Source organism: Rhodococcus zopfii NBRC 100606 = JCM 9919, from assembly GCF_001895025.1.
GTDB lineage: Bacteria > Actinomycetota > Actinomycetes > Mycobacteriales > Mycobacteriaceae > Rhodococcus > Rhodococcus zopfii.
This window is the reverse complement of the sequence record NZ_BCXI01000004.1, coordinates 26540-47118: the sequence shown is the minus strand read 5'-3', so window position 1 is coordinate 47118 and position 20579 is coordinate 26540. Positions and strand designations below refer to the sequence as shown.

19 protein-coding genes are annotated in these 20579 nt (G+C 68.5%); 6 read left to right on the top strand and 13 right to left on the bottom strand.

Translation table 11 applies throughout. The annotated features are described in order from the left end of the window. Positions 1-82: 82 nt before the first annotated feature. A complete protein-coding gene (locus RZ1_RS03405; RefSeq protein WP_072809291.1) occupies positions 83-1639 on the bottom strand; it encodes a SpoIID/LytB domain-containing protein in 1557 nt (518 codons plus the stop codon). A gap of 314 nt (positions 1640-1953) precedes the next feature. Between RZ1_RS03405 and RZ1_RS03400 the strand changes: the two genes are divergently transcribed. Continuing rightward, entirely contained in the window at positions 1954-3993 is a 2040-nt protein-coding gene (locus RZ1_RS03400) for an N-acetylmuramoyl-L-alanine amidase (protein ID WP_072809247.1), read from the top strand. A 7-nt stretch (positions 3994-4000) separates the two neighbouring features. Here RZ1_RS03400 and RZ1_RS03395 read toward each other — a convergent pair whose 3' ends face one another. Continuing rightward, positions 4001-4825, bottom strand: coding sequence for an HAD family hydrolase (locus RZ1_RS03395; RefSeq protein WP_072809245.1), 825 nt, complete (start codon positions 4823-4825; stop codon positions 4001-4003). Positions 4826-4829: 4 nt separating this feature from the next. Beyond that, positions 4830-5633: a lysophospholipid acyltransferase family protein gene (locus RZ1_RS03390; protein WP_072809244.1), complete on the bottom strand. Its 804-nt coding sequence runs from the start codon at positions 5631-5633 to the stop codon at positions 4830-4832. A 63-nt stretch (positions 5634-5696) separates the two neighbouring features. On the opposite strand from RZ1_RS03390, the gene RZ1_RS03385 reads away from it, so the two are divergent. Beyond that, positions 5697-6524 (top strand): hypothetical protein, encoded by an 828-nt coding sequence (locus RZ1_RS03385; RefSeq protein WP_072809242.1) that lies wholly within the window; start codon positions 5697-5699, stop codon positions 6522-6524. Between the two features lie 56 nt (positions 6525-6580). After that, a complete protein-coding gene (locus RZ1_RS03380; protein WP_072809240.1) occupies positions 6581-8164 on the top strand; it encodes a Rieske 2Fe-2S domain-containing protein in 1584 nt (527 codons plus the stop codon). Between the two features lie 72 nt (positions 8165-8236). On the opposite strand, the gene RZ1_RS03375 is transcribed toward RZ1_RS03380, so the two are convergent. Further along, positions 8237-9379 carry an MFS transporter gene (locus RZ1_RS03375; RefSeq protein ID WP_238071866.1) on the bottom strand — a complete coding sequence of 381 codons (1143 nt, stop codon included), beginning with the start codon at positions 9377-9379 and terminating at the stop codon, positions 8237-8239. Between the two features lie 214 nt (positions 9380-9593). Here RZ1_RS03375 and RZ1_RS03370 point away from each other — a divergent pair, with 214 nt between their 5' ends. Beyond that, complete coding sequence (locus tag RZ1_RS03370) at positions 9594-10010, top strand: PaaI family thioesterase (RefSeq protein WP_283235961.1); 417 nt, start codon at positions 9594-9596, stop codon at positions 10008-10010. Between the two features lie 177 nt (positions 10011-10187). Here RZ1_RS03370 and serS read toward each other — a convergent pair whose 3' ends face one another. Continuing rightward, a complete protein-coding gene (serS, locus tag RZ1_RS03365; RefSeq protein ID WP_072809235.1) occupies positions 10188-11450 on the bottom strand; it encodes a serine--tRNA ligase in 1263 nt (420 codons plus the stop codon). 11 nt (positions 11451-11461) lie between these two features. Next, positions 11462-11806: an ankyrin repeat domain-containing protein gene (locus RZ1_RS03360; protein ID WP_238071869.1), complete on the bottom strand. Its 345-nt coding sequence runs from the start codon at positions 11804-11806 to the stop codon at positions 11462-11464. A gap of 86 nt (positions 11807-11892) precedes the next feature. Between RZ1_RS03360 and RZ1_RS03355 the strand changes: the two genes are divergently transcribed. Together RZ1_RS03355 and RZ1_RS03350 are read left to right on the top strand one after the other, a co-directional pair. Then, positions 11893-12957 (top strand): septum formation family protein, encoded by a 1065-nt coding sequence (locus RZ1_RS03355; RefSeq protein ID WP_072809233.1) that lies wholly within the window; start codon positions 11893-11895, stop codon positions 12955-12957. Positions 12958-12965: 8 nt separating this feature from the next. Further along, positions 12966-13304 (top strand): metallopeptidase family protein, encoded by a 339-nt coding sequence (locus tag RZ1_RS03350; RefSeq protein ID WP_371305302.1) that lies wholly within the window; start codon positions 12966-12968, stop codon positions 13302-13304. A 43-nt stretch (positions 13305-13347) separates the two neighbouring features. Here RZ1_RS03350 and RZ1_RS31615 read toward each other — a convergent pair whose 3' ends face one another. From RZ1_RS31615 to RZ1_RS03320, 7 genes are all read right to left on the bottom strand, one after another. Next, the gene (locus RZ1_RS31615) at positions 13348-13473 is read right to left on the bottom strand and encodes a hypothetical protein (protein ID WP_280522812.1); all 126 of its coding nucleotides are present in this window, start codon (positions 13471-13473) and stop codon (positions 13348-13350) included. Between the two features lie 96 nt (positions 13474-13569). Further along, positions 13570-14373 carry an enoyl-CoA hydratase/isomerase family protein gene (locus RZ1_RS03345; RefSeq protein WP_072809230.1) on the bottom strand — a complete coding sequence of 268 codons (804 nt, stop codon included), beginning with the start codon at positions 14371-14373 and terminating at the stop codon, positions 13570-13572. Further along, positions 14370-15908 (bottom strand): AMP-binding protein, encoded by a 1539-nt coding sequence (locus RZ1_RS03340; protein ID WP_072809228.1) that lies wholly within the window; start codon positions 15906-15908, stop codon positions 14370-14372. The genes RZ1_RS03345 and RZ1_RS03340 overlap by 4 nt, the downstream gene beginning before the upstream one ends. Before the next feature lie 24 nt (positions 15909-15932). Continuing rightward, complete coding sequence (locus RZ1_RS03335; protein WP_072809288.1) at positions 15933-17282, bottom strand: MFS transporter; 1350 nt, start codon at positions 17280-17282, stop codon at positions 15933-15935. 58 nt (positions 17283-17340) lie between these two features. Continuing rightward, positions 17341-18570 carry an acyl-CoA dehydrogenase family protein gene (locus RZ1_RS03330; RefSeq protein WP_072809227.1) on the bottom strand — a complete coding sequence of 410 codons (1230 nt, stop codon included), beginning with the start codon at positions 18568-18570 and terminating at the stop codon, positions 17341-17343. Positions 18571-18595: 25 nt separating this feature from the next. Further along, positions 18596-19657: a phosphotransferase family protein gene (locus RZ1_RS03325; RefSeq protein ID WP_072809225.1), complete on the bottom strand. Its 1062-nt coding sequence runs from the start codon at positions 19655-19657 to the stop codon at positions 18596-18598. A 274-nt stretch (positions 19658-19931) separates the two neighbouring features. Beyond that, a complete protein-coding gene (locus RZ1_RS03320) occupies positions 19932-20537 on the bottom strand; it encodes a TetR/AcrR family transcriptional regulator (protein ID WP_072809223.1) in 606 nt (201 codons plus the stop codon). Positions 20538-20579 lie beyond the last annotated feature (42 nt).

The window sequence follows — 20579 nt, the reverse complement described above, 5'->3', positions numbered from 1 at the left end:
TGCCTCTTGACGTTGCGTCAATGTCAACAACGAAAGCGGCCGCCGTCGAGTCGAACTCGACGGCGGCCGCTTCAGATCGTGTCTATTCGGCGCTACCGGTCCCCGGCAGCCACTGCCGCAGGATCGATGCGTCGAACACCTGGGCGCCGAACTCCGGTGTCCACAGGATGACCCCGTTGGTGAACACCCGGAACTTGCCGCGCTCGTCGGGCAGCATCAGTTCGGGTCCGACGGGCGAGCCCAGTTGGCCGGTGACGCCGCCGAGCTCGTTGTACTTCTCCTGGATGGCCGGGCTCTGATCGGTGCCGAACGGCGTGATGGCGACCTCCGGGCCCGTTTCGGGGGCGGGGGTGCTCGGCGGAACCGCCGATTCCGCACCCTCGTTCACGGTGAACCAGTCGGACCGCAGCCCCAGTTTCGCGCGGGCCTCAGCGCCCGTGGTCTCGATGGTGCGGTCGGCGCCGACCACCCGGACGCGGGTCACGCGACCCCCGTCGGCACCGAGGTTGTTGCGGGTCAGCACCTCGAAGTTCTGCAGCTCGCCGACCCCGAACGCATTCCCGATCTCGCCGGCGGTGAGCGTCTTGGCCCACTGCTGGTTCGGTGCCACCTTGTCGCCGAGATCTTCGACGGACGGGAAGTCGCCGCCCGCGCTGTATCCGCCGGTCGACGCCGAGAACTCGGTGCGCACGACCTTGCCGTCCTTCAGCAGCACCATGCCGCGGGTGGTGCGCACGGCGTCGTCGGTGCGCGGATCCTCCTTCGCCGAACCTCCGTACACCTGGCAGCTCTGCGTGTCGCAAGTCTGCCATTTCTCGTGGCGCTGCTCGGCGAGCGCGTAGGAGCGGGCGGCGATGGCCTGGGCCCGGAGCGCCTCGGCACCACCGGTGTCGGCCCAGCCGGGAAGCGATTCGACGGGCACGACAGCACGCAGATAGTCCTCGACGGACAGCCTGTTGACGGTGCGGGCGGCGCTGCCGTCGAGCACGACCCCGATGGCGCCGCGGTAGGCGGTGCCGTCGGCGCACAGCTTGAGATGTTCGTTCCCGGGCCGATCCTCGCCGAGGTCGACCGGGTCGACCCAGGGCAGGTCGGCGCGGCCCTGCCAGCGCACCTCGCCCGAACACCCGGCGGTGACGACGACGTCGGCGCCACCGTCCGCGGTGGGCGTCAGATGCGCGGCATCGCCGGGTCCGACCTGCTGACCTGCGACGACGAGTCCGGCGTCGGAGTACACGGCGAGGGGTACGTCGTCCTGACCCATGAGCCGCACGGCGATCGGGGCGACGTCGACGGTGCCGAGCGAGGTGCCACCGTAGAAGTGCCCGACGATCCGTTCCGCGGTCCAGCCGTCCTGCGCGTATCCGTACGCACCCCACTGGCCCATGCCCCGGCCGTGGCCGTGGCCGTAACCGCTGAAGGTGAACGGGGTGTCGGCGGCGACGGCCTGCTCGACCCCGGGTGTACCGGAACGCACGTGTGCGATGCCGCCGACCGTGGCGCCGATCAACAGGGCGGGTGCGAGACCGAGCGTGGCTGCGCGTGCGACCGCGGGCTTCCAGCCGGCGCGGAGCGGCCGTCCGACGATGATGCGGCTCCTGCGGATTCGTCCCCTGCGGCGGTTCGGCTGTCGTGACATGCGCTGCGCTCCCTCGTTGTCGCACTCCGGGGTGCCGCGCGAACGGACAGTTCGCACGATCGGACATTCGAAACAAATCCTCAAGCTCAGGTTGAGGCTTAAGGTTTACTGCGACTAGTGTGGCAAGAGTGACTGAACAAGGCAACAACAGACACACCAGTCACACGAGAATCACAAGTTGCATAAAAATGAGGCCGATACGCCACGCGAATCGGGCTCGTGACGGAGTATTCGGTCCGTTGAGACCCTGCCCGGAGCAGCTGACACAGGAACGCTGAACACACAAGGCTGAACACACAAGGGGAGAAGCAACAGTGCCGCATCGCCGCCCGAAGCCGTCGATCGTCCTGGGTGCCGTCGCTGCCCTGGCGGTCGCCACTCCGTTCGCCGTGTCCGGCATGACGAACGCAACGTCCGACGTCCGCGCCGCGAACGAGACGACGGATACGATCGTCGCCATCGCACCGCAGATCGCCGAGGTCGTACTCGCGAACGCACCCGACGTCGTCATTCCCCTCCAGGATCTGACGGGGCTGAACCTTCCGGACCTCAGCATCAAGGAACTCGTCGAGGGTCTGCCGGCCATCACGCCCGCACCCAATCCGGACGCGACCGGCCTCGTCGATCGCATCGGTGCCACCGTCAAGGAGATCAGCCGCGAGAACCCGTTCAGCATGGTCGCGTTGGCCGCCCGCGACGTGGCGGCGACCGACGCACTGATCCGCTCCCAGCACGAGGACGGCAGCTGGAGTCCGTGGACGGCCACCGAACCGATCGAGTCGAGCCGCACGGACAACGCCACCGACGACCGCGGTGGCACCGAGCCGATCTACGTCGGTCTCACGCGCGCAGTGCAGGTCCTGCTGACGCCGCGGCCCGGACCGGAACCCACACTCGCCGGCGCCGAAGCCCCAACTCCAGCCGAGGCTCCTGCACCGGCCGAGGTTCCCGTCGCTGCTCCGCAGGACCCCGCCCCCGACCTCGGGTACGTCCCGGCGTCGTCGTCGCGCCCGCTGCGCGCGCAGGAAGCGGCCGCCGCGCCCACCGACGACGTCACCGCAGTGCTCATCAACCCGGGCAGCGGCCCCGGCGATGCGCATCTGTCGGACGTCGCCTCGCCCGTCGGCGGGAGCGGACCGAAGGTGATCAGCCGAGCACAGTGGGGTGCGGACGAGTCGCTGCGCTGCGACGACCCCACCTACGACGACGCGCTCGGCGGCGCCACCGTGCACCACACGGCCGGTAGCAACGACTATTCGAAGGCCGAGTCCGCCGAGATCGTCCGTGCCATCTACGCGTACCACTCACAGACCCTCGGCTGGTGCGACGTCGGCTACAACGTGATCGTCGACCGGTACGGGCAGATCTTCGAAGGCCGGGCCGGCGGGCTCGACCGTCCCGTCCAGGGAGCGCACGCCGGTGGATTCAACGAGAACACCATGGGCATCGCCATGATGGGAGATTTCTCGAGCGTGACGCCGCCGCAGGCGACACTGGACGCAGTCGGCAAGTTCCTCGGCTGGCGGCTCGCGAAGGCCGGTCTGGACCCGAAGGGCCGGACCACCATGTACTCGGAGGGCACGTCGTTCACGCCCTACCCGCAGGGTGCCGCCGTCGATCTGCCGATCATCTTCGCGCACCGCGACGTGGGCAGCACCAGCTGCCCGGGCGACTCCGGATACGCCCAGATGAGCAAGATCCGCGACATTGCCGCGGCCGCGGCGGCCGGAACCGCCCCGTCGGCGCCCGACACGGCACTGCTGACGAGTGACGGATCGACGGGTGACGGCACGAATCCGGTCCCGCCGAACTCCGTCGGCGCCCCGTCGACCGGATCCGCGGAGAACGCGCAGGGCCTGATCACCGAGTTTCTGCGGCTGACCGACAATTCCCCCCTCGCCCAGAAGTGGATCTCCGAGGGCGGCGAGGTCGGGCGCCTGGGCGCGGCACTGTCCGGCATCCTGCAGTCGAAGGCAGGGTTCCAGCACGCACAGTTCGTCAACGGCGCGATCTACACCTCCCCGAACGGCGGCGTGTGGACGGTGCTCGGCGCGATCTACAAGGCGTGGCAACAGCTCGGGCTCGACGAGGGCGAGCTCGGCCTGCCGACGAGCGACGAATACCGCGTGCCGGACGGCTGGCGGTCGGACTTCGAGTTCGGGTCGCTGATCTTCAACGAGGCCACCGGCGCGATCACCAAGGTGCTGCGCGCCTACAACGACGCCTACGAGGAATCACTGCGGACCGCTCCCCCGGTCGAGGCAGCGTCCGCCGATGCCGCGCCCGCCCCGGCGCCCGCTCCGGAAACGGCACCGGCGCCCGAGGCGGCACCGGAACCTGCACCCGCTCCCTGAGCGAAGTTCAGGGCCGCCACCAGCGCTCGAGGACACGGGCAACCCCGTCCTCGGCATTGGTGGCGGTCACTTCGTCTGCGGCGGCCTTCGCGTCGGGATGGGCGTTCTCGACGGCCACCCCGTACCGGGCCATCGACAGCATCGGAATGTCGTTGGGCATGTCACCGAACGCGATGATCCCCTCCGCGGCCACCCCGAGCCGCCCGGCCGCCTCGCGCAGACCCGACGCCTTCGTCACGCCCGCCGCGGAGATCTCGATCAGGCCGTTGTCCGTCGAATAGGTCAGGTCGACCAGGCCCGCGAGCGCGGGCGCCAGCGCGTCGGCCATCTCCCGGCTCGTCGTCCCCGCCATCCGGATGAGCAATTTGATCGCGGGCTCGGCGATCACCTCGTGCTCGGCTAGTTCGGTGTTGTCCGGATTCAGCCAGGCGTGTTCGTAGCCGGGGGCACTCACGAACTGCGGGCTCGCCGCGTCGTGTGCGCTCTCCGCGACCCGCTCGGCAGCCAGCCCGGCGCCCGGCAGCACCCAGCTTGCGACGTCCGCGATCCACGCCAGCTCGTCGGCGGACAGCAGCGTCGTGTGGATGACTCGGTCGGCCGCACTGTCGTAGATCACTGCGCCGTTCGCGCACACCGCCAGCGGGGCGTACCCGAGTTCCTCGACGACCGGCGGAATCCACCGCGGCGGCCGGCCGGTGGCCAGCACGAACGGCGTCCCCGATTCGACGACCGCGTGCACCACGGCACGGGTCCGTTCCGACACGCGGTTCGCGTCGTCGATCAGGGTGCCGTCGACATCGGTCGCGACGAGGCTCGGAACGTGGGAACTCACCAGCCTATTGTCCCGGAGCGCCGGGTTCGATGCCCGGTTCGTTCCCGCGACCCTCTCGTTCGGCGCGTTCACGTTCCTTGCGGGCGCGACGTTCCGCGGCGACGCGCGCGTCCTCGGCGTCGGCCTCCTCACGACCGGGCGCCGATCCGCCGAGCCGACGCGGCACCCAGTAGGCGCCCGCTTCGTGCCGGTAGCCCTGCTGCACCTCGTGCAGCATCGTCTCCATCACCTTGTGCAGTTCCGCGGTGGTCTCCGCGGGCGATTCGTGCGGGACGACGGGGGCGCCGATCTTGATGACGATGGGAGTGTTGGTGCGGCCCAGGTGCTTCGGATGCCCCTTCGTCCACACGCGCTGCGAACCCCAGATGACCATCGGCACGATCGGCACGCCCGCCTCGAGCGCCATGCGTGCCGCGCCGGAACGGAAATCCTTGAGTTCGAAGCTGCGGCTGATCGTCTCCTCGGGGAACACACCGACGAGTTCACCGGAGCGGAGGGACTCGACGGCGTGCCGATACGACTCGCCGGCGTCACCGCGGTCGACGGGGATGTGCTTCATCGCACGCATCATCGGTCCGGAGATCTTGTTGTCGAAGACCTCCTTCTTCGCCATGAAACGGATGTACCGCTTGGTGGCGCGCGCCGGGATGCCCGCGTAGGTGAAGTCCATGTACCCGGTGTGGTTGATCGCGATGACCGCGCCGCCGGTGGCCGGGATGTGTTCCTCCCCGGTGATCGTGAACTTCAAGCCCTGCGCAGCGAAGAGTGTGCGTGCCACGCCGATGATGGTCCGGTAGAAGGGTTCCACGACGGCTAGCGTAGCCGGAGCCACGGAAACAGCACCGATCACGATCTTCGTCAGGGGTATCCATTGCTCGTCGTCTCCGGAAAGTCCCGCCTGCTCGCGCTCACCGGAGCGGCCGTCGCCGTCGCCGTCGCCGTCGCGGTCGCCGGATGTGCCGGTGACGGGCAGTCCGGCATCCCCACCGAGACGCCCGAACCGCCCACGACGGCCGAGACCACCGCAGTAGCCGCCACCACGCCGCACGCCGAGCCGGCGGTGGTGGTCGGCGAGGTCCGGGGTAATCCCGCTGCGGCGCCCGCGCTGCAGTCGTGGACGAACGACCTGGTCGACGGCGACGACGTGGTGTCCCGGTGCTGGACCATCGCACCCGAGCGCGCGGCCGCCATGTACGCCGACGTCGACGCGATCACCGCGGCCGTCCGGCAACCGGGACAGGACGGGCAGTTCGCGGTGACGTGGTCGGCGGGCGGTACCGACGTGTCCGTGCTGCGCCACGAGATCGCGGCGGGCTACGCGTGCCCGTACGTGCATCCCACCGGGGCGAACCCGTACACCGGCGAGGACGCCGTCCACGCCGTCGAACGCTTCCTTGCGCGCGCCGCCGGGAAGCCGGTGAATCCCGCCGACACCGAGGCGCGGTACCCGCTGGCGTGCGACAGCCGGGCGATCTGGGATCCGTACGGGACCGGTGTTCCCGATGTGCCGCCGCTGTCGACCGACCCGGACGTGTTCACCGAGCTCACCTCGTTCGATGCGGAAGCGGCGACCTTCTGGGCGATGGACGACGTGTACGCGGCCGTGACGGTCCCGGTGGTGGACGCCGGCGCCGCACGCGATCTGGAGGTGCTCGTCACAACCGGAGCGAACGGATACTGCCTGGGCGAAGTGAGCTGATCGGCGACGCCTACCCTGGGGGTCACGTCGGTCGCCAGTTCAGGGAGGGCAACGAAGTGCAGATCACCAGCGTCGGACACGCCGGGTTCCACATCCAGACCGAGGCGGGATCGATCCTGTGCGACCCGTGGGTCAACCCCGCGTACTTCGCATCGTGGGTGCCGTTCCCGGACAACACCCAGCTCGACTGGGACGCCCTCGGCGACGTCGACTACCTGTACGTTTCTCACCTGCACAAGGACCACTTCGACCCCGGGACCCTGAGCAAGCACGTCAGCAAGAACGCGACGGTGCTGCTGCCGGACTTCCCGGTGCCCGATCTCAAGCGCGAACTCGAGGCCCTCGGCTTCACGAAGTTCTTCGAGACCACCGATTCCGTCAAACACCGGATCTCGAGCGCCGGCATCGAGGTCGCTCCGCAGGCTCCGCTCCCGCCGGGTTCGCTCGACGTCATGATCATCGCGCTGCGCGCGCCCGCGGACGGCCCGATCGGCGACTCCGGTCTCGTCGTGTCCGACGGCACGACGACCGTGTTCAACATGAACGACGCGCGGCCCATCGACATGGATCCGATGCTCGACGCGTTCGGTCGCATCGACGTCCACCTGCTGCAGTACTCGGGCGCCATCTGGTACCCGATGGTCTACGACATCCCGGCCGGCACGAAGCGCAACTTCGGGAAGCAGAAGCGGCAGCGGGGCATGGATCGGTGCCGCTCCTACATCGAGCAGGTCGGTGCGACGTGGATCGTCCCGTCCGCCGGACCGCCGGTGTTCCTCGACCCCGAGCTGCGCGACCTCAACGACGACCACGGCGACGTCGGCAACATCTTCCCCGATCAGCAGGTGTTTCTCGAGCAACTGCGGATCCACGGCCGCGACGGCGGCCTGCTGATGATCCCGGGTTCGGTGGTGGATCTGACGGGCAGCGAGCAGATGACGCTCACGCATCCGATCCCGGACGAGCAGGTCGAGCGGATCTTCACCGACAAGGCCGCGTACATCGAGGAGATGGCGCAGCGGTTCGAGCCGATCATCGCGGCCGAGAAGGCGACCTGGGCACCGGCCGAGGGCGAGCCGCTGATCGGCGCGCTCAAGGCGAAGTTCGAGCCGATCATGGCGCAGTCCGATCTGATCTGCGACGGCATCGGCTATCCGGTCGGTCTCGTGATGGGCGACGAAACCGTCGTGCTCGACTTCCCGAAGCGGGTCGTCCGCGAGCCGATCGAGGGAGAGGGCAAGTACCGCTACGGCTTCCGTATCGCGCCGGAGCTGGTCCGCACCGTGCTGCGCGACGACGAGCCGGACTGGGTCAACACGATCTTCCTGTCCACCCGGTTCACGGCGTGGCGGGTCGGCGGCTACAACGAATTCCTCTACACGTTCTTCAAGTGCCTCACCGACGAGCGCATCGCGTACGCGGACGGCTGGTTCGCCGAGGCACACGACGATTCCGCCTCGATCGAGATCGGTGGCTACGAGGTCCAGCGCCGCTGCCCGCACCTGAAGGCCGACCTCTCGAAGTTCGGTGTCGTCGACGGCAGCACCCTGACCTGCAACCTCCACGGCTGGCAGTGGGATCTCGAGACGGGCCGGTGCAAGACCTCCAGGGGTCACGAGCTGCGCAGCACCAAGTTGTGACCACTGCCCCCGCGTGAGCACTGTCCGCTGGGTGATGGAACCGAAATTCGGTCCATCCCGGTGAAGGCACCATCACCCGGCGACGCGAGGGCTGCGGGGGCTGGAGGGCAACATTCGCGGCGCCGCGACCGCGGCCGACAGTACCGGCACCGCGACCGCTGCGACCAGGATCGACAGCGACAGCCAGGCCGAGCCCACTGCGAACCCCGCGAACAGCGCGAGCGCCGCGACCTCGCTGGTCAGACCAGCTACCGATGTGACGGTCGCGCGGGCCGATCCGGACATCGCGTCCTGCATCCGCACCTCTGCGGCGATCCCGGTGTTGTGCAGGGCGCCGTACCCGATGCCGATCGCCACGAACCCCGCGACGCCTCCCGCAAGGGCCCCGACCGCGATCAGGGCTGCGGCCGCGCACAACACGACGGCCATGACCCGCCCGCTCATCCCGGCGGTGCGTCCGGCGACCGCGGCACCCACGACCTGCCCGACGACGGTGATCGCCACCAGTAGCGGGGCCTGTGCGGTCGACGCACCGCCGTCACGGGCGAGCAGCGCGAAGTACTCCTCCAGCGCCAGAAACGACATCAGCACCGCGGTGAGCAGCACCGCCCGCCGGACGATCCGGTCGGTGCGGATCTCGCCGGTGCCGTCGCGCAGTGCCCGCACGTATCGCGCGACCAAGGTGCCGTCGTCGTCCGGTGCCGCGTCGGTGCGGTCGACCCGGACTTTCCGGGGGGCGGCGGGAAGCGTGAACACCAGCAGTCCGTCGGCGACGGTGATCGCGATCGACACCCACCCGACCAGGGTGTATCCGCCGAGCGCGTACAGCGGACCGGCCGACAGAGTCGCGAGGAACACGCACGTCACCTCGGCGGAGTTCACATAGCCCTGGACCGTCGCGTACCTGCTCTGCGCGCCGAGTGCCGCCAGTTCCTCGTACAGCAACGCCTCGAATGTGCCGGATTTCATGGACTCGGCCAGACCCCACAGCGCGAAACCGGCCGCGAAACCCCAGTAGCTCGGCACCAGCATCCAGAGGGAGAACGACGCGGTGAGCAGGGCGGCACTGCCGAACAGCAGAGTTCTGCGGGGCACGGTGTCGGCCCACGCGCCGGACGGCACCTCGGTCACGAATGCCGAGATCGACCACACCGCGAACAGGGAGGAGATCTGCGCTGTCGACAGGCCGTTGTCCTCGAACAGCAGGCCGTACACGCCGTAGAGCGGGACGAGTTCGCGCGTCGCGGAGTACGCGACGGCGCGGGCGGTCAGTGATGTGGTCGGTGCAAGTCAACATCGACGGGACATGCACAGTATCGTCTCATCCCGGCAGCGCCGTAGCCAGTGTTTTACGGTCGAGGACGTGATCGAACGCGAACGTACCTACACGTGGGACGACCCTGCCCCCACCTCGGCCGCCAACCGCGACATGCACGGCCTGGACTTCCTGCGCGGCCTCATCGACGGCAGCATCCCCCACCACCCGACGTCGCGCACGCTGGGGTTCACTGTCACCGACGCGCGGGAGGGATTCGCCGAGGTGACGTTGGAGGTGCAGGAGTTCCACAGCAACGCCGTGGGGAGTGTGCACGGCGGGGTTCTCGCGACACTGTTCGACACCGCGATGGGCTTCGCCGTGTCGAGCACCCTGTCCGCGGGCGTCGGCTACACGACCCTCGATCTGCAGGTGCGGTACCTGCGGCCGGTGCAGCCGGGGCACATCGTCCGGGTGCACGGCTTCTGCGAACACTCGGGGCGCCGGACCGCGACGGCGCGCGGCGAGGCCCGCGACGAGCAGGGCAGGCTGCTGGCGACCGGCTCGACCACCTGCATGATCCTGAGCTGAGCCGGACCGCGCACCTGCACGAGGGACGCCCCGGCCGGGCACCGCACCTTCCGATCGAGCGAGTGGTACACCCATTCGGTTGACGGAGACGAAGGATACATTCGCTCGCCGAAGGCAGCCGGCGCGTCAGCTCGCCGGAGGCAGCCGGCGCGTCGTACACGCCCGCCCCGTGCGACCTCAGCCGACCGGTTCGAGCACCTCTCGGCCGACGAACGGCACCAGCGCGGCGGGCACCTTCACGGAACCGTCGGCCTGCTGATGGTTCTCGAGGATCGCGACGAGCCAGCGAGTGGTGGCGAGGGTGCCGTTGAGGGTCGCGGCGATCTGCGGCTTGCCGTTCTCGTCCCGGTACCGCACGCCGAGGCGGCGGGCCTGGAAGGTGGTGCAGTTCGACGTCGAGGACAGTTCGCGGTAGCGCTCCTGCGTCGGCACCCACGCCTCGCAGTCGAACTTGCGGGCCGCGGACGAACCGAGGTCGCCGCCGGCGACGTCGATGACCCGGTACGGCACGTCGATCGCGGCGAGCATCTCGCGTTCCCACGCCAGCAGACGCTGGTGCTCGTCGGTGGCGTCCTCGGGCTTGCAGTAGACGAACATCTCCACCTTGTCGAACTGGTGGACGCGGATGATGCCGCGGGTGTCCTTGCCGTAGCTGCCCGCTTCGCGGCGGAAGCACGACGACCAGCCGGCGTATCGCTTCGGCCCCGCGGACAGGTCGATGATCTCACCCGAGTGGTAGCCGGCCAGCGGCACCTCGGAGGTACCGACGAGGTACAGGTCGTCCTCCTCGAGGCGGTACACCTCGTCGGCGTGCTGACCGAGGAAGCCGGTTCCCTGCATGATCTCGGGCCGCACGAGCACGGGCGGGATCATCATCGTGAAACCGTTGGCGGTGGCCTTCTGCGCAGCGAGCTGAAGCATGCCGAGCTGCAGCAGCGCGCCGTAGCCGGTGAGGAAGTAGAAGCGGGCACCGGATACCTTCGCGCCGCGTTCCATATCGATCAGGCCCAGCGACTCGCCGAGCGTGAGGTGATCCTTCGGTTCGAAGTCGAAGCTGGGCAGTTCCCCGACGGTCTCGAGGGTGACGAAGTCGTCCTCACCGCCGGCCGGGGCTCCTTCCTGCACGACGTTGGAGATCGCCAGGTGCGCGCGGTCGAGGGCTTCCTGCGCGGCGTGCTGCTCGGCCTCGAGTTCCTTGACCTTCGCGGCGAGTTCCTTCGACCCGGCGAGCAACGCGGGGCGTTCCTCGGGGGACGCCTGACCGACCTTCTTACCCAGCGCCTTCTGCTCGGCGCGGATGTTGTCGCCGGCCAGCACCGCGGCGCGACGGGTCTCGTCGGCCTCGAGCAGGGCGTCGACGAGACCGGGGTCTTCACCTCGGGTGCGCTGCGAGGCACGGACGACATCGGGATTCTCGCGGAGGAACTTGAGGTCGATCACGAGAGGGAAGCCTACCGGTGCCAGAGTTGCAGGTAGTCGTCCCTCCCGAACATCCGCGCGGCATCCTCCGCGGTGGGATGGCCCGCGTGCGGATCGGCACCGGCCGCGACGAGCGCCCGCACCACCTCTTCCGCTCCCTTGAAGACCGCGCCCGCGAGCGGCGACTGCCCGCGGTCGTTGAGCCGGTCGATGTCGGCACCGTGCTCGATCAGGACCCGCACGGCTGCGGGATGCGCGTGATAGGCGGCGAGCATCAGCAGGGTGTCGCCGGTGCTGTTGGTGAGGTTCACCGGGACCCCGGCATCGAGGTAGGCGGCGAGAGTGTCGGCCGCACCGGCCCGCGCCGCGTCGAACATGCGCTGCGCGATTTCCTGGACCTCGGGGTCGATCGGGTCGTCGGTCACGAACACCGAAGTTACCCCGCGCGCGGACGGCAGGCATGATGGATGCGATGGCCGAGGAGAACGAGCAGCAGTCCACGCGGCGACCGCCGTCCGCGAAGCTGACCCGCCGCGCATTGATACTGGTCGCGGCGGGCGCGGTACTCGCCGCCGTCGCGACCGCGGTGGTCGCCGGGTTCGGCGGTTCGGGCGACGATTCCGCCGGGACCGGCGGTGCCCTGTTCACGACGGGCGCGGTCGCCGGCGAGGCGTTCGGGACCGCGGTCGGCGGCGACTGCCTGACCTGGTCGGCGATCGACGCCAGCGATCTGGCGAAGGTCGACTGCGAGCAGACCCACCTGTTCGAGGTGGTTCAGGACATCGACCTGAGTGTGTTCCCGGGTGCGGAGTGGGGTCCGGGTTCACGGTTCCCGTCGGTCCTGCGTTTCACGGAGCTGCGCGATGAGCATTGCGCGCCCGCCGCCATGGACTACCTGCAGGGCCGTTTCGATCCGCACGGCAAGTTCAGCGTCGGACTCATCAATCCGGGTGAAGCCGGTTGGGACGCCGGTGAACGGACCCTGCGGTGCGGGCTGCAGTTCTCGTCGACGACCGGCAACCTGCTGCCGATCGAGGGCCGCGTCGCCGATCAGGACCAGTCCCGTGCCTGGGAGGTCGGCACGTGCATCGGTATCAACAACGGAGTGCCCGCCGATCCGGTGGAGTGCTCCCAGCCGCATGCGTTCGAGGTTGCGGCGGTGGTGGATCTGTCCCCCCAGTTCCCCGGCGGGGTGCCGAGCATGGCCGACCAGGACAAGTTCCTGGAGTCGACGTGCACCGAGAGCACCAACGCCTATCTGGGTGATCCGGAGGCGCTGCGCAACAAGACGCTGACGCTGTTCTGGGACAACCTGGATTTCGACAGCTGGCTCGCGGGAAGCCGCAGGGTGAACTGCTCGGTCGGTAAGCAGGTCGAGGGTGGCGGCTTCGCGTCGATCACCGGTTCGGCGAAGGGCGACATCCTGATCGACGGACAGCCGCCGGTCGCGCCGCCGCCGGTGCCGGAGGGACGGTCGCTGCCGACGCCGTTGCCGGGCGCAGCTCCGCTCCCGAACGGGGCGCGATGAGTGTCCGGATGAACGAGGAGCGCTTCGACGAACTGGTCTCCGAGGCTCTGGATCTGATTCCGCAGCAGTTGGCCGAGGCGATCGACAACGTGGTGGTGCTGGTCGACGCGCGGCACGACGAGGAGCCGGACCTACTGGGCCTGTACCACGGGATTGCGCTCACCGAACGCGACTCGCACTACGCGGGGTCGCTGCCGGACACGATCACCGTCTACCGGGACGCGATCCTCGACATCTGCGAGTCGGAGGACGACGTGGTGCACGAAGTGGCGGTCACCGTGATCCACGAGATAGCGCACTACTTCGGCATCGAGGAAGACCGCCTCCACGAACTCGGTTGGGGCTGACGGGTCCGGCAGCCCCAGCGCAGCGTTCCTGCCGGGTCAGCGCCTACTTGTTGCGCTGCATGAAGTGCGGGTTGACCGTCGAGATCGCCAGCAGCGCCAGCGAACCGAGGATCACCTGCAGCACCACGATGATCACGACTGCCATGCCCACGATTTCGAGAATGTCCATGACCTAGGACCTTACCTTGTGAGTCTCCGGACCCTGACGCCCGCGGGTCCCCGGCCCTCGTAGGACCGGGCCGCGGGACCCGTGCGGTCTCCTGGCCTACCTGCGCCGATAGGTGGGCGGCCGCTTCTCCAGGAACGCGGCGGTCGCCTCCCGCCGGTCCTCGGTGAGGGCGGTGAACACCTGCTGACGGTTCTCGAACGCCACCGACGCGTCGAACGACGGGGTCTCGAGCGCGAGCCACATGCCCTGCTTGGTGAGCTCCACCGACAGCGGCGGGTTCGGCATGATCTCCCGGGCCTTGGCGAGCGCCGAGTCGATCAGCTCGTCGGGTTCGAGGATCGCGCCGACGAGGCCGATGCGGTACGCCTCGGCCGCGTCGAAACGCCGGCCGGTGAGCATGAGCTCGTGGGCGGCTCCCGCCCCGACGATCCGGGGCAGCAGCCACGACACCCCGATGTCGCACGCCGAGAAGCCCGCCCGGATGAAGGAGACTGCGAAGATCGCCGGGGTCGCGGCCAGGCGGATGTCGCTCGCGCACACCAGCGCGAGGCCGCCGCCCGCCGCGGGCCCGTTGACGGCGGCGATCACCGGCTGCGGGAGTTCGTGGAGCTGCTGCGCGAGCCCGGCGATGTCCTGTTGCCGGGAGAGCATCCGGCCGACCTCCCCTTCTGCAGCGATCCGCTCGTCGTCGCCGTAGCCGTTGAGGTCCAGCCCGGCGCTGAACGCCCGTCCGGCGCCGGTGAGCACCACAACACGGCACGACCGGTCCGCGGCGATCCCGGTCAGGACGTCGCGGAACTCGGCCACCGCCTCCGCGGTGAGCGTGTTGAGGGCGTCGGGGCGGTTCAAGGTCACCTGCACGACGCCGGCGATCGGCGCTGTGACCTCGACAGCGGTCACGAGACCGTCTGCCGGGCATAGCGGTCACGCAACAGCCGCTTGTAGAGCTTGCCGGTGGCGTGGCGGGGCAGCTCGTCGACGAAATCGATCCGGCGCGGGCATTTGAAGGTCGACAGCCTCTCACGGCAGAACGCGAGCAGTTCCTCCTCGAGCGCCCCGTCGGCGACCACGCCGGGTGCGGTCTGCACGACGGCGTGGACGGCCTCGCCGAGTTCGTCGTGCGGAATGCCGAACACCGCAGCGTCGGCGACCTTCGGGTGTACGACGAGCACGTCCTCCGATTCGCGCGGATAGATGTTCACGCCGCCGGACAGGATCAGATCGGCACGGCGGTCCGACAGGTAGAGGAAGCCGTCGTTGTCGACGTAGCCGAGATCGCCGACCGTCGTCCAACCCCGATCGTTGCGGGATTCGGCGGTCTTCGCCGGGTCGTTCAGGTATTCGAAGAGCAGACCCCCCTCGGACCAGATCGTGCCGGATTCACCGGGCGGCAGCTCGTTGCCCGACTCGTCGAGGATGTGCGGCACACCTAGGATCGCCCGGCCCACCGATCCGGGATGGGCCAGCCATTCGTGCGAGTCCAGCGTCGTGAACAGGCTGTTCTCGGTGGACGAGTAGTACTCGTGGATGATCGGCCCGAGCCAGTCGATCATGGCGCGCTTGGTGTCCGGGGGGCACGGCGCGGCGGCGTGGATCACCACCTGCAGCGACGACACGTCGTGTCCGGTCCGCTGCTCGTCCGGCAGCTTGAGCATCCGGATGAACATGGTGGGCACCATCTGGGTGTGGGTCACCCGGTAGCGTTCGACGAGTTCGAGTGCCCGCTCCGGGTCGAATCGCTCCATTACGATCGCGGTACCGCCGTACCGGTGCACGGTCATCGTGAAGCGCAGCGGCGCAGCGTGATACAGCGGCGCCGGGGACAGGTAGACACTGTCCCGGTCGAACCCCCACTGATCGTGCAGCAGCGCAGCCACCCCCGGCGGGGTTCCGAGCGGGTGCAGCGGCAGTTCCGCCACGACCCCCTTGGGCCGGCCGGTGGTGCCGGACGAGTACAGCAGGTCGACACCCTCGCATTCGTCCGGCACGACCTCGTGAGGAACGGAAGCCAGTGCTTCCGAAAGGTTCTCGAATCCCCGGCCGGAACCGTCGACGGCAAATCGGTGTCCCGGCCCCGGCACCGCATCCGCGGCGTCGGCCGCGGCATCGAGATGGCGGACACTGGTGAACAGCGCCCGGGCCCCCGAATCACCGAGGATGTAGGCGACCTCGTCGGGCAGCAGCCGCGTCGACAGCGTGACGTAGCGCAGACCGATGCGCTGCGCCGCCCAGGCTATCTTCGGGAACGGCGCGCTGTTCTCCATCAGCACGGCAACACAATCTCCGTGGCGAAGTCCCCTCGACCACAACAGCTTTGCGATGTCACGCGAGTCGTCGACCAGTTCGCGATAGGTCACGACGGTACCGCTGTCCGCCATGATGTACGCAGGACGGCCGGGGTCCGCCGCGGCGTGGGTGTCCGGGAAGTCCACCATCGATCTACTCCTTGTTCGTGTCGGTCAGGCTGCGTGCGCGGACTCGTGCGGCTGGGAGTACCTGCGGACGATGGCGATCAGGCACAGCAGTCCGATCGCGGCGGCGACGGCGAGGAATACGCCCACCTTCCATGCGTTTCCGGCCTCACCGTTGATGAGCAGCACCATGATCATCGGAGAGAAGCCACCGATGATCGCGGAGATCTGGTAGCCGAGCGACGCCCCGGAGAAGCGCACCTCGGGCGGGAACAGCTCGGAGAACAACGTGCCCTGGGTGCCTGTCTGGAACGACATGGCGACGACGCCGACGATCACCGCGATCGCGAACGGCCACACGGTGCCGGGTCCGGATGCGCCGATCAGCAGCCACATCGGCACGCCCCACGCCATCATGGCGACGGTACCGACACCGAAGATCAGCTTGCGGCCGACGCGGTCGGACAGATGCCCGAACAGCGGCACCAGCGGAATCTGCAGCAGGCACGCGATCAGGATGAAGGTGAGCACCGTCGACCGTTCGAGACCGAGGTAGGTCGTGGCGTACTGCACCGAACCGGTGATCATCGTGTAGAAGAACATGACGCCGATCGCGTTCGAGCCGGCAGCCATGAGCACGGTTCCCGGGTTCTTGCGCAGCACTTCGAGGATCGGGGAACGCCGCAGGGCCGGAGCCTGGTCGAGCTTTTCCGCGATCTTCTTGAACTCGGGGGTCTCCTCCAGGTAGCGATGGATCGCGAATGCCACGGGCAGCATCACGAGACTGATCCAGAACGGAATGCGCCAGCCCCACGACAGGAACGAATCCTGGGCGACGGTCGAGGTGATCACCAGGAACACGACGTTGCCGAGGACCACGCCGATCGGGACGCCGAGTTGCGCGAAGCTTCCGAAGAACCCGCGCCGGTTCGCCGGGGCGTTCTCCGTGGCCAGCAGGACGGCACCGCCCCACTGCGCCCCGACGGCCAGGCCCTGACAGATGCGCAAGGTCACCAGGATCATCGGTGCGAGCCACATGATCTCGGTGGTGGGCACGAAGCCGATCAGCGATGTCGCGATGGCCATGAGCACCACGGCAGCCACGAGAACGGGTTTGCGGCCGAATTTGTCACCGAAGTGCCCGGCGAGGACCCCGCCGATCGGGCGGGCGATGAATCCGACTGCGACGGTCGCGAAGGAGTTCACCGCAGCGACCACTTCGCTGTCGGTGGCGAAGAAGGTGGTGTTGAACACCAGTGCTGCGGCTGTCGAATAGATGAAGAAGTCGTACCACTCGAGCGATGTCGAGATCGCCGACGCGACGGCAGCACGACCGGCACGTGGGGCCGGCGCTGCCGGAGTATCGAGAGAGTGTGTGTGGGTTCGTGTTTCAGACATCGCATCGTCCTCGTTGTCGGGCGGGGTGAAGGAAAGAGCGGTCGGCGGGGTTCGCCGGTCAGCCACGGACCTCTCGCAGGGGCGGAGTGGCACCGAACTCGGCGCGGGCGAGCGAACGACGGTGCACCTGGTCGGGTCCGTCGGCGATCTGGAGGAACCGTGCCTGCGAGTAGAGCATCGCGAGCGGCGTGTCCTGGGACAGTCCCGCGCCGCCGAAGATCTGGATCGCCTCGTCGAGGATCCACTTGACGGTCAGCGGCACCATGACCTTCGCGGCGGCGATGTCGTGACGGGCGGCCTTCGCGCCCTCGACGTCCATCCGCCACGCGGCGCGCAGCACCATCAGGCGTGCCGCGTCGAGTTTGATCCGGGCGTCGGCGACGGTGGCCTGCACGACTCCCTCGTCGGCGAGCGGTTTCCCGAACGCGACCCGGGTGCGGGCCCGCTCGGTCGTGAGCGCGATGGCGCGTTCGGCCATGCCGATCAGGCGCATGCAGTGGTGGATCCGGCCCGGGCCCAGACGTGCCTGCGCGACGGCAAAACCCTTGCCGCGAGGGCCGAGCAGATTGGCTTTGGGAACACGGACGCGGTCGTAGACGATCTCGCCGTGCCCGCCCTCGTGTCGGTCGTCGAAACCGAGGACCGTGGTGGAACGTTCGACGTGCACCCCCGGAGTGTCCATGGGTACCAGGACGATCGAGTGCCGCGAACCGGCCGGGGCGTCCGGGTCGGTGACGCCCATGACCATCGCGACCCGGGTGTCGTCGCGGAGTGCGGCGGTGGTCCACCACTTGCGGCCGGTGAGCACCCAGTCGTCGCCGTCGTCGGCGATTTCGAGCCGCACGTTGGAGGCGTCCGAGCTCGCGACATCCGGCTCGGTCATCGAGAAGCAGGAGCGGATCTCACCGTCCAGGAGCGGGGCGAGCCACTGCACCTTCTGCTCGTCCGTGCCGAAGCGGGCGAGCAGTTCCATGTTGCCGGTGTCCGGCGCATTGCAGTTCAGGGCTTCGGGAGCGAGATGTGGGCTCCAGCCGGTGAGTTCGGCGAGCGGCGCGTACTCGAGGTTGGTCAGACCGGCACCGCCGTCCTCGGGGAGGAACAGGTTCCACAGTCCCTGCCGCTTGGCCGCGGTCTTGAGGTCCGCCATGATCGGCGGGGCGCCCCAGTAATCGGGCTTGCTCGCGAGCTGCTGCGCCGCGATCACCTCGGCCGGCAGGATCCGGTCCTGCATGAATGCGGTGAGCTTGCTCCGCAACTCCTCGACCTTCGGGCTGTACGCGAAATCCATTGTGGTGACTCCTGTTCTCTGGATGTCAGCGGCGCAGTTCGGGATCGGACGACCGAGTCGCCAGTTCGAGCGCCCGTTGCAGTAGCGGTTCCGTCATGCCGGCGACCCCGTCGAAACCCTCGCCGACGGTCTCGCCCTGCGCGTGCCGGGCCGCGATGCCCTCCATGATGACGGCGATCTTGAAGTCGGCGAACACGACGTACCAGTCGACCTCGGGCAGCTCGATGCCGCGACGCGACGCATAACGCTCGAGAAGTTCTGCACGGGTGGGGAACCCGTCGAGTGTCGCGAGCCCCCGGGTGATGGGATTGGCCGGCTGCCCGGGAACGTCCCAGAAGCTGAGCATGATGCCCACATCGGCGAGTGTGTCTCCGAGAGTGGCCATCTCCCAGTCCAATACCGTGACGATACGAGCCGGGTCGTCCCGGGACACGAGCACGTTGTCGAGCTTGACGTCACCGTGCACGATGCCCGGGAATCGGGTTCGGGGCAGCGCCCGCCCCAACTTGTCGAGGAGGACGGCCACCTCGGGCCGCTCCGCGGTCTTCGACGACTCCCACTGCCGCGCCCAGCGTTTCAGCTGTCGATCGAGATAGCCGTCGGGTCTGCCGAAATCGTCCAGTCCGACCGTGGCCGGGTCGATCTCGTGGAGGTCGGCGAGCGTATCGGCGAGGGCGAGACCGAGGCCGCGGCGCTGTCCCGGCGTGAGTTCCTCGGCCTGTTCGGTCGTGCCGACCGGGCGGCCGTCGACCAGGTTCATGAGATAGAACGACGCGCCGAGCACCGCGGTGTCCTCGCACAGGTGCACGGCGACGGGGACCGGGACCGCGGAACCAGCCAACGCGTCGATGACGGTGTACTCGCGCTTCATGTCGTGCGCGCTGGGCAGGACGTGACCGTACGGAGGTCGGCGCAGCACCCACTCACTCTCACCGTCGCTCAGGCGATAGGTCGGATTCGAGCGGCCGCCGCCGATGAGCGAGGCGGTCAGCGGCCCCGCGAGGCCGCCGTCGAGCGTCGCCCGCAGATGCGCGCTCAACGCGTCGAGGTCGAGTTCGGCAAGCGCGCCCGCCGGGGATGCGGCCATCGGATGAACCCCTTCCAGAAGTTCTTACCAAACGATCGTTCGGATGGAACAATAGTGACCCGGGACACGCTTGGTGTCAACCGTGGGTGCATCGCCGCACATATCCAGCAATTTTGCATGTGGGGCAGCAGCCGCCTACCCGCTCCCGCCGACACAGCCGATCGATCGTTCGCTTGATCGAAGAGCGCGGTCCCGGCGTGGATCCCCACTGCGATTCAGCGGCGTACGCCCGCGGCGCCGCCCAGCGATCCAGCGGCGCGTGAAAGTGGTTGCGCTACCGGTTGTCCGCGGGTTGCACCATGGCCAGCGCGAGGTCCGCGTACCGGTCCGCGAGCTCCTCGGGCTTCAGGGGCCCGTCGGGTCGCCACCACGTGCAGACCGATTGGCCCATGTGAATGATCGCGCGCGCCGCATCGCGGGGCAGCGCGGTGGTGAACGCGCCGTCCTCGACCCCGCGATCGATGATGTCGCGGAAGACGCTCTCCTGCTCGTCGCGCAGTGCGACGACGAGCCGCCGGCCTTCGTAGTCGAGACTGCGGAGTTCGGTGGCGCCGACGAGGGCATCGGACTGGCGGGTCGTGTGGAACATGATCCAGGCGCGTACGACCGCCTGGAGCTGGTCTCCCGGCGCCCCTCCCGCGCGCAGGAGGGCGCCGCGGGTCATCGCGATCGCGTCGTGCAGCGCCCGGGTCATGATGTCCTGCAGGATCTCCTGCTTGGATTTGAAGTGGTGGTAGATCGACGCGACCGTCATGTCGGCGTCGCGTGCGATGTCGCGCATGGATGTGCCGTGGTAGCCGCGCTGGTTCATGTTCCGCAGCGCGGAATCCAGGATCACCTGACGGCCGGCGCCGGCCGGCGCGCCCTTCGCAGCACACATTTCCGTTTCCCATCCCGTCACCGGTCGACAACCCACAGCGTA